12 protein-coding genes are annotated in these 13869 nt (G+C 65.6%); 7 read left to right on the forward strand and 5 right to left on the reverse strand.

The features are described from left to right. Complete coding sequence (locus KPL81_RS02515; RefSeq protein ID WP_219790548.1) at window positions 1-924, forward strand: siderophore-interacting protein; 924 nt, start codon at window positions 1-3, stop codon at window positions 922-924. 12 nt (window positions 925-936) lie between these two features. Here KPL81_RS02515 and KPL81_RS02520 read toward each other — a convergent pair whose 3' ends face one another. Beyond that, on the reverse strand, window positions 937-3075 hold the full coding sequence (locus KPL81_RS02520; RefSeq protein WP_219790549.1) for a methyl-accepting chemotaxis protein: 2139 nt from the start codon (window positions 3073-3075) through the stop codon (window positions 937-939). Between the two features lie 223 nt (window positions 3076-3298). Between KPL81_RS02520 and KPL81_RS02525 the strand changes: the two genes are divergently transcribed. The 3 genes from KPL81_RS02525 to KPL81_RS02535 all read left to right on the forward strand — a co-directional run bounded on the left by KPL81_RS02525 (window position 3299) and on the right by KPL81_RS02535 (window position 5114). After that, entirely contained in the window at window positions 3299-3901 is a 603-nt protein-coding gene (locus KPL81_RS02525) for a 2-hydroxychromene-2-carboxylate isomerase (RefSeq protein WP_219790550.1), read from the forward strand. 177 nt (window positions 3902-4078) lie between these two features. Further along, window positions 4079-4360, forward strand: coding sequence for an EF-hand domain-containing protein (locus KPL81_RS02530; RefSeq protein ID WP_219790551.1), 282 nt, complete (start codon window positions 4079-4081; stop codon window positions 4358-4360). Between the two features lie 214 nt (window positions 4361-4574). Further along, complete coding sequence (locus tag KPL81_RS02535) at window positions 4575-5114, forward strand: helix-turn-helix domain-containing protein (protein ID WP_219790552.1); 540 nt, start codon at window positions 4575-4577, stop codon at window positions 5112-5114. Window positions 5115-5149: 35 nt separating this feature from the next. Here the strand turns inward: KPL81_RS02535 and KPL81_RS02540 are convergent, their stop codons facing one another. Together KPL81_RS02540 and KPL81_RS02545 are read right to left on the reverse strand one after the other, a co-directional pair. After that, on the reverse strand, window positions 5150-5764 hold the full coding sequence (locus KPL81_RS02540) for a flavin reductase family protein (protein WP_209473820.1): 615 nt from the start codon (window positions 5762-5764) through the stop codon (window positions 5150-5152). 58 nt (window positions 5765-5822) lie between these two features. Next, window positions 5823-6767: an AraC family transcriptional regulator gene (locus tag KPL81_RS02545; RefSeq protein WP_240549017.1), complete on the reverse strand. Its 945-nt coding sequence runs from the start codon at window positions 6765-6767 to the stop codon at window positions 5823-5825. A gap of 242 nt (window positions 6768-7009) precedes the next feature. Between KPL81_RS02545 and KPL81_RS02550 the strand changes: the two genes are divergently transcribed. Next, window positions 7010-7732: an SDR family oxidoreductase gene (locus tag KPL81_RS02550; protein WP_219790553.1), complete on the forward strand. Its 723-nt coding sequence runs from the start codon at window positions 7010-7012 to the stop codon at window positions 7730-7732. A gap of 68 nt (window positions 7733-7800) precedes the next feature. Beyond that, entirely contained in the window at window positions 7801-8073 is a 273-nt protein-coding gene (locus KPL81_RS02555) for an EF-hand domain-containing protein (RefSeq protein ID WP_219790554.1), read from the forward strand. 111 nt (window positions 8074-8184) lie between these two features. Here KPL81_RS02555 and KPL81_RS02560 read toward each other — a convergent pair whose 3' ends face one another. Next, the gene (locus tag KPL81_RS02560; RefSeq protein ID WP_240549018.1) at window positions 8185-9177 is read right to left on the reverse strand and encodes a 5'-nucleotidase; all 993 of its coding nucleotides are present in this window, start codon (window positions 9175-9177) and stop codon (window positions 8185-8187) included. Between the two features lie 170 nt (window positions 9178-9347). Between KPL81_RS02560 and recC the strand changes: the two genes are divergently transcribed. Then, on the forward strand, window positions 9348-12941 hold the full coding sequence (gene recC / locus KPL81_RS02565) for an exodeoxyribonuclease V subunit gamma (RefSeq protein ID WP_219790555.1): 3594 nt from the start codon (window positions 9348-9350) through the stop codon (window positions 12939-12941). Between the two features lie 9 nt (window positions 12942-12950). Here the strand turns inward: recC and KPL81_RS02570 are convergent, their stop codons facing one another. Beyond that, window positions 12951-13859, reverse strand: a complete 909-nt coding sequence (locus tag KPL81_RS02570; RefSeq protein WP_219790556.1) for a polyprenyl synthetase family protein — start codon at window positions 13857-13859, stop codon at window positions 12951-12953. Window positions 13860-13869 lie beyond the last annotated feature (10 nt).

The raw sequence follows: 13869 nt of genomic DNA on the forward strand, positions 1-13869 counted from the left end.
ATGGCCAAGCAGAGCTACCAAGTCTTCGACATCACCCTTTCCCGCCGCACCCAGGTCAGCCCCTCGCTGGCCAGGCTCACCTTCACCGGCCCCGATGTGGCGCGCATGGCCACTCACGCGCCGGACCAGCGCATCAAACTGTTCTTCCCCACCGCATGCGGCAGCCTCGATGCCCTGTTCGACTGCGTCGAGGGCGAGCCCGACGACTGGTACGCCGCCTATCGCGCCATGCCGGACGACCTGCGCCCGCCGATGCGCACCTACACCATTCGCGCCCTGCGGGCCGAGCGCTGCGAGGTCGACGTCGAGTTCGTGCTGCACGGCGACGAAGGCCCCGCCTCGCGCTGGGCCATGCGCGCCCAGCCGGGTGACCGCCTGGCCATGACCGCTCCGGTCAGCGAGGTGGAAAACCTCGGCGTGGGCTACGAGTGGAAGCCGCCGCGTGGCGTGAAGCGCATTCTCGTCGTGGCCGACGAAACCGCCCTGCCGGCGGCGGCCGGGATTCTAGAGGAACTGGCTGCACGTGCCGACCAACCGCGGGTGGACGCATTGATCGAGGTCCCCCTGGGCGGAGATGCCCAGACTTTCCCCTCTCAGGCCAAGGTACGCTGGCTAGCTCGTGACACGAGGCCCGGCTGCGCCCATGGCGAGCAATTGCTGCGTGCGGTGCGCGATATCGACCTGCGCGCCGAGATCGCCAGCCTGGGCGGCCCGCCCGACAGCGCCGACGCCCACGAAGCACCCGACGACGGCCTGCTCTGGGAAGCCGCAACGACCGACGACGACGCCCCCTTCTACGCCTGGATCGCCGCCGAGAGCAAGGTGGCGCTGGGCATCCGCCGCTACCTGGTCAACGAGTGCGGGCTGCCCAAGCGCTACGTCAGCAGCATGGGCTACTGGCGCGAGGGCAAAGTGCTGGGTTGACTTGGCGACCGATCAATAGGCGCTCGCTTCGGTCCGCGGGGCAGGCAAGGCGGCGGGCGTCCATAGCGGAGCGCGGGCATTCGTATTGGCCAGGGTGAAGGCGCCCACCACCTCGGCCAGGCGCAACGACTGCTCCTCGAGGCGCTCGGCAGCGGCACTGGACTCTTCCACCAGGGCGGCATTCTCCTGAGTCATGCGATCCAGCTCAGCGACCGCCACATTGACCTGGCCGATGCCGTCGCTCTGCTCGCCGGTGGCCGCGGTGATCTGCTGGAGTACGTCGCTTACCCGGGAAACGCTGGTAACGATCTCGTTCATGGTCGCGCCAGCCTGGCTGACCAAGTCGGAGCCGCTGCGTACCTTGGCTCCCGAAGCGTCGATCAGGGCCTTTACCTCGCGCGCGGCGCTCGCCGAGCGGCTGGCCAACTGGCGCACCTCACCGGCCACCACGGCGAAGCCGCGCCCCTGCTCGCCGGCCCGGGCCGCCTCGACCGAAGCGTTCAGCGCCAGCAGGTTGGTCTGGAAGGCGATACCGTCCATCACCGTGACGATCTCGGCGATCTGGCGCGAGGCATCGGTGATCTCGTCCATGGTGGTCACCACCCGGGACACCACCTCACCGCCACGTGCCGCCACCTCTGAAGCCGACTGCGAAAGCGCATTGGCCTCGCGCGCCGACTCGGCGGTGTGCTCCACGGTACTGGTGATCTCCTCCATCGAGGCAGAGGTCTGCTGCAGGCTGGCGGCGGCAGTATCGGTGCGTCGCGACAGATCCTGGCCGCCGCTGGCGATCTCGGTGGCAGCGACACGTACCGCCTCACTACTCACCCGCACCTCGAGCAGCACGTCGTGAATCTTGTCGGCGAAGGCATTGAACTGCGTGGCCAGCTCGGCGCTCTCGTCGCGCCCCTTGATCGGCAAGCGCTGGGTCAGGTCACCATCGCCGGAGGCGATCTCGCGCATGCGTCCGGCCAGCTCGCGCAGCGGCCTGGCAATGCTGCCACCGACCAGCCAGATCGCCACCAGACCGAGGCCGGCGACGATCAGCCCGACCACCACCATGCCCAGCAGATGCTGGTTGCGCTGGTCATCCAGGGTACGCTGCAGGGCGCCGAGCTCGGCCAGCACCACTTCCCGCGGCAGGCGTATGAGCAGTACCCAGGGCGCTTGCGCTTCGGCCTCGCTGACGGAGAAGGGCCAGTAGAGTTCGAGCATGCCATCGGCATCCTCGACCTTGCGCATTTCGCCGCGCTGCTGGGTCTCGAGGATACGCTGGTGGACGGCATCGCCCAGCACCTCTCCGGCCGCGCCCCCCAGGGCTTCAGCATCGGCGGTATAGGCCGCCACGCTGCCCAGCGAGGCGATCAGCGCCATCTCGCCGGCGCCGTCATAGAGCCCCTGGTTGGCCTGGGTAAGGAATTCCTGGGTGAAGTCCACCGACAGGTCGACGCCGGCGATGCCGCGGAACTGGCCCTGCGCCAGGATCGGCACGTTGAAGGAGGTGACCATGCGCATGACACCCGCGTAGTCGTAGGCCGCCGGGTCGATGACGCAGGGCGCCAGGGTATCGCGTGGGCAGAGATAGTACTCGCCACGCCGCATGCCGTTACCCAGCGGCGCCTCGCTCTCCATGTTGTCCTCGTTGAGCAACCCGAGACGCATGCTGCCATCGGACTCGCGGACCCACCAGGGCCGGAAGCGCCCGCTACCCTCGCCGAACCCGGTCTCGGTATACCTGGCATCGGTACCGAAGGCATTGGGCTCCCAGCCGATATAGGCGTCCAGCAGTTGGGCATTCTCGGCCACCGTATGACGCACCAGTCGGGAGAGCTCTTCACGCCTCAGGCGAAGCTGAGGACGGCCGTCGTCACCCGGTATACCCATCAGGGCATTGGTATGGGCCAATTGGCTGGCCAGGGTCAGGGCCCGATCCAGTTCATTGCGAATGCGTTCGGCCTGGGCATTGGCCAGTGAGGCCAGCCGCTCGTCGATGCTGCTCTCGAGCAGCGACTGGGTGTGCTCGGCCACCACCTCCTGGGTACTCGATGCGGATACCAATGAATAACTGACCAGCGCAGTGGCCACGGCTAGAAGACAGGCACCAGCCAGGGCGACGACGAGCAGTCGAAGGGAGCGGAATCGGGAGCGCATGAGGGGGGACTCGTTCTTTTTGTAGGAATGATGAACCAAGGGCTGACCATAGTGCTTTCATGCGAGTAAAAACGTAGTCAAAACGACTGAGAGCTTGGTATTCGCGCCACTATCGGCAACCGCTTGCGTTAGTGCCGTCCGCTCATCGACGCAAAACCAGGACACCTTGCGCCAGGCGAGCTAGCCTCTGGAAACCGTATGCAACGGTCGAGAGGAGCCTCCCATGCCCAAGCGAATCACCTACTACTTCAGCCCGGTATCCCCCTGGAGTTACCTGGGACACGCCCGCCTCGGCGAGATCGCCGCCCGCCACGATGCCACGGTCGACTACGTGCCGATCACGGTAAGCGGCATTTTCCCCAGAACGGGCGGGGTGCCGTTGCCCAAACGCGCTCCTGAGCGCCAGGCCTACCGCCTGGCGGAGCTGAGACGCTGGCCCCGCCTGCTGGGCATCCCGCTCAACCCGCAACCGAAGTACTTCCCCGTCGACGACCGCCCCGCGGCACGCCTGCTACTGACCGCCAAGGCCCGTGGCCACGACATCGCCGAGCTGACGCTGGCCATACAGCGGGCCTGCTGGGCCGAGGAACGCGACATTGCCGACCACGCCACACTAGGCGAGATCGCCGATAGCTACGGCCTGGACGGCCGGGCGCTACTGCAGGAAGCGGACACGGAGTCGGGCCAGCAGCGCCTCGATGAAGCATGCGAGCAAGCCATCGCCGCTGGCTGCTTCGGCGCCCCCTGGTACGACGTCGACGGGGAGCCGTTCTGGGGTCAGGATCGGCTCGAACTGGTGGAAAGGAAACTGGCCGGCGAGCTTTGATCTCCTGCGGTGAAGAGCCGGCGTTCATACGGTCACGACGACTCTATCGTTTGGTGCAGCAGAAACGTGCAAACCGCCGTACGGCCGGGCAAGCCTGGCGGCAGGCAACGTCTCATGATGAATGAGACGAGCTGGCTTCGGCTCGTTACCCCTGAACCAAGACAGGAGGTCGCAACCATGAAGCTACGCACGCTGGCACTACTGTTAACTCTGGCGCTCGCCCCCGTCACGGCGTTCGCCGATCGCCCATCCCCCGAGGATGGACCCCTGGCGACCCGTAGCGGCACCATGCAGGCTCCTATGGTCAAGCGTCACTTCGAACAGCTCGATGCCGACCGCGACGGGCGGCTGAATCAAGCCGAAACCGTCGGGGTGTCGCTGACCGATTCATTCTGGGAGCTCGACCGCAACCGCGACGGCTTTCTCAGTCGTCAGGAGTATGACTACCATCCCAACTGATCGCGGTATCTCCGCCCGTACCGACGACGCGAGTGCCTAGGCACTCGCGTCGGTGCTTGGGGGAGACAATTCAGCTGACCGGAAGGCTCGAATGGGAATGGCTGAGGGTTGAGCTGGCCTATACTTCTTAACGACCCGTTCAACGGAACCAGACCCTCTGAGCGACAATATCTCTGCTTCGCCCAGGATGTCCGACACTTTCGGGGGCGATGCCATGACGCCGTTACCGGCCAGGGCGCCGCGTCTACCCAGCACCATCGAGGAAATGCGGGCAAGTGTGTTACACCTGCTCGACGAGGCCACGACGAGCCTGGCCAGGGATCAGGAGGCGGCGCGCAGCAGCCTGGCCCAGGCCCTGCTGCTGCTGGCCCAGGCGCCTTTGGCGACCGCACCGGCGCCGGCACTTCATGGCGGACTCGTCGGCTGGCAGATCCGGCGTGTCATCGCCTTTGTCGACACACACCTGGATGCCACGATCCACGTAGAGGATATGGCCGCCGAAACGCGCCTCAGCCTCAGCCACTTCTCGCATGCCTTCAAGCTGACCTTCGGCGAGCCACCGCTGGCCTACGTGACGCGACGCCGCCTGGCCTTGGCCTGCGAGATGATGCTGGCCAGCACCGCACCGCTGGCGCACATCGCCCACGAATGCGGCTTCTACGACCAGTCGCACTTCACCCGTCACTTTCACCGCCGGCTGGGCATGACGCCACAGAGCTGGCGTCGCCTGCACGCTGAGGAACCCGACGACTGAGGCAACCAAGAACCTGTCGCCCAGTCACCACCAGCTCACGCCGGACGCTCCAGCCCGAACAGATCGCTGGTGCGGGCATAGTCGCTGCCCGCCATGCGGCCGATGGGCTTGAGCGCCTCGACGCTCACGTGACGACCGTTCCAGATGGCATCATCGATGTGGATCGAGACCACTTCGGCCAGTACCAGGCAACCCGCCATGGGCTGGTCGCCGAAACGAACGATCTCACGCAGCCGACAGCCGAAGGCCACCGGGGCCGCCGCCACCCGCGGCACCGAGAGCCCCGGCATGGTCACCTTCTCCAGCCCCGCCAGAGCGAATTCGTCCTCTCCCGCCGGCAAGCTGGCGCTGGTGGCGTTCAGTTCATTGACCAGCGCCTCGCCGCTGATGTGCACCACGCACTCCGGTACCTGCTCCAGGTTGCGAATGGTGTCCTTGGGCTGGCCTTCGCCATTGAGCAGCGGAGAGAAGCCCAGCACCGGCGGCGCCACGCTCACCACGTTGAAGAAGGAGAACGGCGCCAGGTTGGTGTTGCCGTCTCGGTCATGGGTCGAGACCCAGGCGATGGGGCGCGGACAGATCGTGCCGCAGAACATGCGATAAATGGCCCCGCTGCTCAGCGGTGACTCTTCCAGCAGATAATCGCTCATGGCCAGCCCTTGCTAAATTCGGTAAAGGCCTTCCATCCTACACCCGTCGCGGCAGCGCTCAATGCGTCAGCGCCAGCCCCGCCGCCTGAGCCGGTGGCAACAACGCCAGCGAGGCCTTCATTTCGCGCACTTCCTCACCGGGAGGCCGGCCGAAGAAGCGCTTGAACTCGCGGCTGAACTGCGAAGGGCTCTCGTAACCCACCCGAGCAGCAGCAGCCGCTGCGGGCAGGCCATCACGGATCATCAGCAGCCGGGCCTGGTGCAGCCGCGTCGACTTGATGTACTGCAGCGGCGATGTCTGCGTTACCGCCTTGAAGTGCACATGGAAGACCGCCGTGCTCATGCCGACTTCGCTGGCCAGGCGCCCCACCTCCAGGGGCTCGGCATAATCCGCGTGGATGCGGTGCAGTGCCTTGGCGATCCTGCCGAACTGGCCCTGATGAGCCAGCGCTGCACGCACGCTTCCGCCCTGCTCGCCTACCAGTACGCGGAAACAGATCTCCCGCACGATGCTCGGCGCCAGCACCTGCGCCTCCAGCGGCGTGGCCAGCGCCTCGATCAGTCTGAACGTGGCATCCGCCATGGGTTCGCCCAGTGGGGTCGAAAGCATGCCTCGCGGCGGCGCCACCGAGCGCTCGCCCAATTGGTCCAACATGAACACCAGCTCCGCCACCACGGCCATGTCCAGGCGAATCGAAATGGCCAGCAGCGGCTCCTCCGGGCTGGCCTCGGTCTCGGATGCGAAAGGCAGCGGTACCGACAGTACGAGATAGTGCAGGGCATCGTAGAGATACACCTCATCGCCCAGATAGCCTCGCTTGCGCCCCTGGCACACGATGACGATGCTCGGCTCGTACAGTACCGGCGTCAGCTTCAATGAACGATTCGAGCGCAGGAAGCGCACCCCATCCAGCATGGATTGGGTGTAGCCCTCATGCGGCACGAGCCGATACAGCAGCTCGACCATTCGCTCACGAGGAAGGCTGGCGGGCCTCGATGTCATCGAACAAGCACCTTTTCACTTACTGACGGATTAATTTTTAGGCAACAATATTCTACATATTCCCGCACAAGAAAAGCCCGACCAATAGGATTAGGCAAAATTCTAATAGGATTTGCTCTGTCGGCACCCGCGCCGCCTCCGTAGGCTTGTTCCAACGACGCTCCCACCACAGGAATTCACGGATCGCTCATTGCGAGCTCGGTGGGAAAGTCCTCACAAGCCACCCATACGGAGCCTATCCCATGAGCAAAGTCATTCTTCTCACCGGCGCCAGCAGCGGCATTGGCGAAGCTACCGCGCGGTTACTGGCAAGTCACGGCCACCGGCTGGTCATCGGTGCACGCCGCACCGACAGGCTGGAAGCCCTGGCGCAAGCCATTCGCGCCGAGGGCGGCAGCGCGGATTACCGCGCGCTGGATGTCACCCAGCGGGATGACGTGCAGGCCTTCGCCGATGCCGCGCTGGAGATCCACGGGCGAATCGACGCCATCATCAACAATGCCGGCGTGATGCCGCTCTCCCCCCTGGCCTCGCTCAAGCTCGACGAGTGGGACCGCATGATCGACGTTAACATCCGCGGCGTGCTGCACGGCATCGCCGCCGTGCTTCCCACCATGCAGGCCCAAGGCAGCGGACAGGTGATCAATATCTCCTCCATCGGCGGGCTCTATGTGGTGCCCACCGCCGCCGTCTACTGCGCGACCAAATACGCCGTGCGAGCGATTTCCGACGGGCTGCGCCAGGAGCACGACAAGCTCCGCGTCACCTGCGTCTATCCCGGCGTGGTGGAGTCGGAGTTGGCCGACACCATCACCGATGCCGGCGCCGCCAAAGCGATGAAGAGTTTCCGTCAGATCGCGCTCAAGCCCGACGCCATCGCTGCGGCCATCGCCCATGTCATCAATCAGCCCGACGAGGTGGACACCAGCGAGATCGTGGTTCGCCCCACGGCCAGCCCGGCATGAGCCCGGGTGCGGTCGAGCAATCCACCGGCTCAACGTCATCAACCTACTTTTCGAAGGGAAATCAAACGATGAAAACTCTGAAAAGCGCACTGCTCCTGGCACTGGCCCTTGCCGCGGGTGCCACCCTGGCCGAACAGGGCGAAGGTCCCCTGGTTCTGCCGCACCTCGCCTCCTCCAACACAGCCGGCCAGGACAGCTTCGACCGGCTGAATCTGGATAGCGATGGCGATATCTCCCGGCAGGAAGCCCAGGCGGGCACGCTACCGGAGATCTTCGTGCTGATGGATCGCAACCACGATGGGCTGATCTCAAGGCAGGAGTTCCACTATCGTGCTCGCTGACAATTCGGCACAGCACAACGCAGAAGCAGGCAAGCAATAGCTTTCAGCTTGCACTTTGATTAAGGGGGCCCTAGGCCCCCTTCGTCGTTTTTTGGCAGGCCCCCGCTAATCTCATGGCAAATTCTCTTCAGGCAGGGAGCGAACAGCTCGGCTTGTCTCTTCCTCTCCGGAAACGAGGCCCTGGTTGAGCTGCCCGAACGGCACATGCACCGACGGCAGGATGTCGCTGGTGGCCGAGAGATGGGAGGCCTGATCGTCGAAGAAGATATGCGGCTTGATGATGCCGAGGACATGCTCCTTGGCAATGCCGCCGAGGAAATAGGCCTCGTTAACGGTCACGCCCCAGCTGCGCATGGTATGGATGACCCGTTCATGAGCCGGCGCGTTGCGGGCCGTCACGATGGATACCCTGACCTTGGGACGGTAGTCGCCCTGGGTTTCCTCCTCGCGCTGCTTCTCCAGCAACTGGATATGGGCCAGCTTGCGCAGGAAAACGGCCAGCAAGCCCGCCTCCGCGGGCACCTGTGCATTGGCCCGCTCGTAGTCGCGGAACGCTTCGATCCCCTGCTGCTGGTAGATGGTTTCGGACTCGTCGGTGACCAGCACGCCATCGAAGTCGAAGGCGATGCGCAGCTCCTCTTCGTCGGTCAGGTCGAGATCGCCCGACGACAGCACCTGTCCCGCCGGATGCCCGGCCAGGGTCGCCTGGTCGACGTCCTGGCGATTGGCCGACAGGAAGAGGCTGATGTTCAATGCCGGGATGAAGCGGTGGGGATAGCGCCCTTGCAGGAAGATGGCCCGCGTTATGCCCAGTTCATGGTGTTCGATGGATTTCATGACGCGCAGTCCGGTTTCCGGATCATTGCGCGAAAGCAGCACCACCTCGATGGGCGGGTTGTCCGGGCTAAGCTCGTTCAACGACAGCAGACGCTTGATGAACGGAAAGGCAACGCCAGTGTTTAACGGCTTGTTCTCGTTGTCCCGCTGATAGACGCGATAGGACGCCTCGCCCTGCTCGCGAAAGACCCGATCGGACTCCGCTAGATCGAACAAGGCGCTGGATGCCAGCCCGATTACCAGGCGTTCGCTGAGATCGTAGGCCATGGTCGTCCCTGATGAAGAAGTGCAATGCACGATCTCCAGACCATGCCTCAGCGCTCCCTGCCAGACAAGCGCCTATGCGTATAGGCGTCTCGGCTTGGAACCGCATGACGGTAAAAGCTTAAACCTGTAAAACTGCAAAACTGTATTCAAGTTCGCAGCAAGGACCCGCCATGCCGCTCGCCGCCCCGCTGGAGAATACGCTCACCCCCGGCTTCATGGTCGTTCACGGCAATCGCCTGGAGGACCTGCGCGGCGTGGCGGTGGAGTGGATGAAGCGCCACCCGCTCGCGCCGCTGGAAAACGAGACCATCCTGGTGCAGAGCAACGGCATCGGCCAGTGGATGAAGCTGGCGCTGGCTGCCGACGAGGCCGACGGCGGCAGCGGTATCGCCGCCGCGCTCGAAGTCACCCTGCCGGCGCGCTTCCTGTGGCAGGCCTACCGCGCAGTGCTCAACCACGTGGAAGGCGACCCCAACGCGGTGCCGGCCACCTCACCCTTCGACAAGTCGCACCTGATCTGGCGGCTGCTGCGCCTGCTGCCCGAACTGATGCCGCGCGACGAGTTCGCCCCGCTGCGCCGTTTCCTCGAAGGCGACAGCGACCTGCGCAAGCATCACCAGCTCGCCGAGCGCTTGGCCGACCTGCTCGACCAGTACCAGGTCTACCGCGCCGACTGGCTTGAGGCCTGGTCCCGCGGCGAGGACGTGCTGATCTCCGCCCGCGGCGAGGCCCGCCCGCTCGACGACACCCAGCGCTGGCAGCCCGCCCTGTGGCGGGCCGTGGTGAAAAGCGTCGCCGAAGACGTGGGCGATGACGGCGTAGCCTCCAGCCGCGCCATGGTGCACCGCCGTTTTCTTGACGCCGCCCGCGAGCTTCATGGAGGCGAATGCCCACCCGGCCTGCCGCGGCGGGTGATGGTGTTCGGTATTTCATCGCTACCGCAGCAGGCGCTGGAGGCGCTGGCCGCCATCGCCCGCTGCTGCCAGGTGGTGTTGTGCGTGCACAACCCCTGCCAGCACTACTGGGCCGACATCATCGAGCACAAGGACCTGCTCCGCGCCCAGCGTTTCCGCCAGCGGCGCAAGGCCGGCATGCCCGAGCGGCTCGATGTACTCGGTGATGGAGAAGGCGAAAGCGCCTTGCACCTGCACGCCCAGCCGCTGCTCGCCGCCTGGGGCAAGCAGGGCCGCGACTACCTGCGCCTGCTCGACGAGCACGACGACGCCCAGCAGTACGAGGCCTTGTTCAAGGCCGACTCGCTGCGCATCGACCTGTTCGAGCCCTTCGTGCGCGATGGCAACGGCAGGCTGCTGCAGCAGTTGCAGGACGACATCCGCGAGCTGCGCCCACTGCACGAGACCCGCGAAACCTGGCCGGCAGTGGACTCGGCCCGCGACGACTCCATCGTCTTCCACGCCACCCACAGCCCCCAGCGCGAAGTGGAGATCCTGCACGACCAGCTGCTCGCCGCCTTCAGCGCCGACCCCGACCTCAAGCCCCGCGACGTGATCGTCATGGTGCCGGACATCGACCACTACGCGCCGCATGTTCAGGCAGTCTTTGGTCAATATGCGAGGGGGCAGATCGAGCGCGACGATCCGCGCTACATTCCCTTCACGCTCTCCGACCAGGGCAGCCGCCACCGCCAGCCGCTGTTGATCGCGCTGGAGAAGCTGCTGCGCCTGCCGGAACTGCGCCTCTCTGTCAGCGACCTGCTCGACCTGCTCGACGTGCCCGCCCTGCGTGCGCGTTTCGGCATCCAGGAAGACGACGTACCGACCCTGCGTCGCTGGGTTGAGGGCGCCGGCATCCGCTGGGGGCTCGACGCCAGCCAGCGCGGCAGCCTCGACCTGCCCGCCGGCATGGAGCAGAACACCTGGGCCTTCGGCCTGCGCCGGCTGCTGCTGGGCTACGCCGTGGGCGAGGCTGCCAGCGGCCCATGGCAGGGCATCGAGCCCTTCGACGACATCGGCGGGCTGGAAGCGGCGCTGGCCGGCCCGCTGGCCGCGCTGCTGGATACTCTCGAACATCAATGGCGCAGCCTGCGCGAACCCACCGACGTGGCCGGCTGGGTGCAGCGCCTGCGCGCCCTGCTGGAGGCGAGTTTTCTGGCGGAAGCGCCTGAAGACAGCCTGATGCTGGCCCAGCTCGAACAGGCGCTGCAGAGCTGGCAGGAGAGCGCCGAGGAGGCCGGCCTGACCCGCGAGCTTCCGCTCTCGGTAGTGCGCGAGCACTGGCTGAGCCAGATCGACGAGCCAAGCCTGTCGCAGCGCTTTCTGGCCGGGGCGGTGAACTTTGCCACCCTGATGCCGATGCGCGCCATCCCCTTCAAGCGGGTGTGCCTGCTGGGCATGAACGACGGCGACTACCCGCGCAGCCACCCGCCGATGGACTTCGACCTGATGAACGGCGACTACCGTCCCGGCGACCGCTCGCGCCGCGAGGACGACCGCTACCTGTTCCTCGAGGCCCTGCTCTCCGCCCGCGAACAGCTCTATGTGAGCTGGGTGGGTCGCAGCATCGTCGACAACAGCGAGAAACCGCCCTCGGTGCTGGTCGGCCAGCTACGCGATCATCTCGAAGCGGGATGGCAGACGACCGACGGCAGCAACCTGCTCGAAGCCCTCACCACCGAGCATCCGCTGCAGCCATTCAGCCGCAGCTACTTTCCCAGCGAGGTGCAGCAGGCCGAGCGCAGCATTTCGGCCCAGCGATTGTTCACCTACGCTCACGAGTGGCGCGAGGTGCATGGAGAAACGGCGGCATCGGAAGCGGCCGTAGAACTCAAGGAGTTCACACATGAAGCTCCTTTGACGCTGGCACAGCTCGGCAATTTCCTGCGCGACCCGGCACGTGCCTTCTTCACTACCCGCCTCAAGGTTCATCTCGAACGTGAGGACATCGTCAGCCTCGACCACGAACCCTTCGCCCTGGACGGCCTGGCCAACTGGCAATTGCAGGACCTGCTGATTCGCGAACAGCGCCGCGCGGTGGACGAATGCCAGCCCCGCGAGACCGCCATGCTCGATACCCTCGACCGGCTACAGGGCCAAGGCGTGCTGGCCATGGGTGCCTTCGGCGAGCGCATGCGCGACCAGCTCATCGAACCCATGTCGGAGCTGTTCGAGTCCTACGAGGAAGCCCTGGCAGCATGGCCCCGTGCGGTGGAGGAACCCGAGCCAGTGCAGTTCAACGTACCCGGTGCACCGCCGTTGGAAGACTGGCTCGACGAACTGCGCGAAAGCGAAGCGGGTGAGCGCTGCCGCCTGGTGCTCGCCAGCAGTAGCCTGGTGAAGAAGGGCAAGTACCGCTGGTCGCATATCCTGCGCCACTGGGTCGCGCACCTGGCCGGGCACCTGAACGACAGGCCCATGACCACCCTGCTGCTCTCCAAGGCCGGCCACGTCACCCTGCTGCCCCTCGAGCCGGAAGGCGCCCGCGGGCACCTGCGCGAGATCGTCCGCACCTGGCAGGCCGGCATGCGCCAGCCGCTGCCGCTGGCCTGCGACACCGCCTTCGTGTGGCTGAGCAAATTGGGAACACCGGAAACCGAACGCGCCAGCGACGCCTGGCGCGCCGCCGCCAGCACCTACGAAGGCGATTCGTTCAATGCCGGTGAGGCGGGCCGCAACGCCTATCTCGCCCACCGTTGGCCGAGTTTTACCGCGCTCTATGAAGCCCGCCAGGACAGCCTCGGCTTCGCCGAACTCAGCGAACGGTTGTTAGCCCCGGTGCATCAGGCGGTCAAGGGGAAAAGATCTTGAGCCGTCGCCTCAGGTGGCACTCATCAGCCGCACGCAGAGCGCCTCGACGTAGCGCCGAATCGGCTGCTCCGGCGGGAAGACCGCCGCCAGATGCCGCTCGGCCTGCTCCAGCTGGCTGCCGAGCCGCCACCGCACCGTTTCCGCCCCGAGCAGGGCAATCAGCGTCGTCTTGCCTCGATCCTGCCCCGCATCCTTGCCAGTGCCGCCGCTCTCGTCGATGAGATCGTCGTAGTGCTGAAAGGCCTGGCCCAGCGCCTGGGCAAAAAGGCTCAGTTCGGTCGTGGCCCTTTCGTCCGCCTTGGCGACGACAGCCGCCATGAGCATGGCGGCTTCGAACAGCGCCCCCGTCTTGAGCGCGTTGGTGGTCGCCACGGCCTGCGCCGAACGCAGGCGCGGGTCGGCGTGCAGGTCACGATACTGCCCCTTCACCAGGCCCCGCATACCCGACGCATCGGCCAGCCTCGCGACCAGTTGCGCTCGCGCCTCGGCCGGTACACTCGGCGTCGAGGCTACCAGGCGAAAAGCCTCGGTCAGCAAGGCCACGGCGGCGAGCACCGCCACGTCCTCGCCGAACTGGCGGTGAATCGTAGGCTGGCCCCGTCGCAGTTGGGCGTTGTCCATGCAGGGCAGGTCGTCGAGTATCAGCGAAGCACCATGGACCATTTCCGTGGCGCATCCCAGATCCACCAGGGCTGAGCCATCGCTACCCAAGCCCTGCCCGGCCAGCACCAGCAGCATCGGCCTGATGCGCTTTCCCGGCGAAAGCAGGCACGCCCGCATGGCGAGCCCCACCGGATCTTCCTCGCCCTCCGCCATGGGCAGCAACGCTTCCAGTCGCACGACAAGGCGATCGCGAAGCTCGTCGAACTCATCAGGGCCCTGGGAAACGCCGTCGATACGTGGCACGGGTAGGTTCATTGCGCAATTC

The sequence above is a fragment of the Billgrantia antri genome, from assembly GCF_019430905.1.
In the GTDB taxonomy this organism is placed as follows: domain Bacteria; phylum Pseudomonadota; class Gammaproteobacteria; order Pseudomonadales; family Halomonadaceae; genus Halomonas; species Halomonas antri.

Excerpts from the sequence above, each read along its gene's own strand:
- KPL81_RS02555 (WP_219790554.1), top strand. The coding sequence starts at position 7,801 with ATGAAAACTCTGAAAAGCGCACTGCTCCTGGCACTGGCCCTTGCCGCG.
- recC (WP_219790555.1), top strand. The coding sequence starts at position 9,348 with ATGCCGCTCGCCGCCCCGCTGGAGAATACGCTCACCCCCGGCTTCATG.
- KPL81_RS02520 (WP_219790549.1), bottom strand. The coding sequence starts at position 3,075 with ATGCGCTCCCGATTCCGCTCCCTTCGACTGCTCGTCGTCGCCCTGGCT.
- KPL81_RS02545 (WP_240549017.1), bottom strand. The coding sequence starts at position 6,767 with ATGACATCGAGGCCCGCCAGCCTTCCTCGTGAGCGAATGGTCGAGCTG.
- KPL81_RS02570 (WP_219790556.1), bottom strand. The coding sequence starts at position 13,859 with ATGAACCTACCCGTGCCACGTATCGACGGCGTTTCCCAGGGCCCTGAT.
- KPL81_RS02540 (WP_209473820.1), bottom strand. The coding sequence starts at position 5,764 with ATGAGCGATTATCTGCTGGAAGAGTCACCGCTGAGCAGCGGGGCCATT.
- KPL81_RS02535 (WP_219790552.1), top strand. The coding sequence starts at position 4,575 with ATGACGCCGTTACCGGCCAGGGCGCCGCGTCTACCCAGCACCATCGAG.
- KPL81_RS02515 (WP_219790548.1), top strand. The coding sequence starts at position 1 with ATGGCCAAGCAGAGCTACCAAGTCTTCGACATCACCCTTTCCCGCCGC.
- KPL81_RS02530 (WP_219790551.1), top strand. The coding sequence starts at position 4,079 with ATGAAGCTACGCACGCTGGCACTACTGTTAACTCTGGCGCTCGCCCCC.
- KPL81_RS02525 (WP_219790550.1), top strand. The coding sequence starts at position 3,299 with ATGCCCAAGCGAATCACCTACTACTTCAGCCCGGTATCCCCCTGGAGT.
- KPL81_RS02560 (WP_240549018.1), bottom strand. The coding sequence starts at position 9,177 with ATGGCCTACGATCTCAGCGAACGCCTGGTAATCGGGCTGGCATCCAGC.
- KPL81_RS02550 (WP_219790553.1), top strand. The coding sequence starts at position 7,010 with ATGAGCAAAGTCATTCTTCTCACCGGCGCCAGCAGCGGCATTGGCGAA.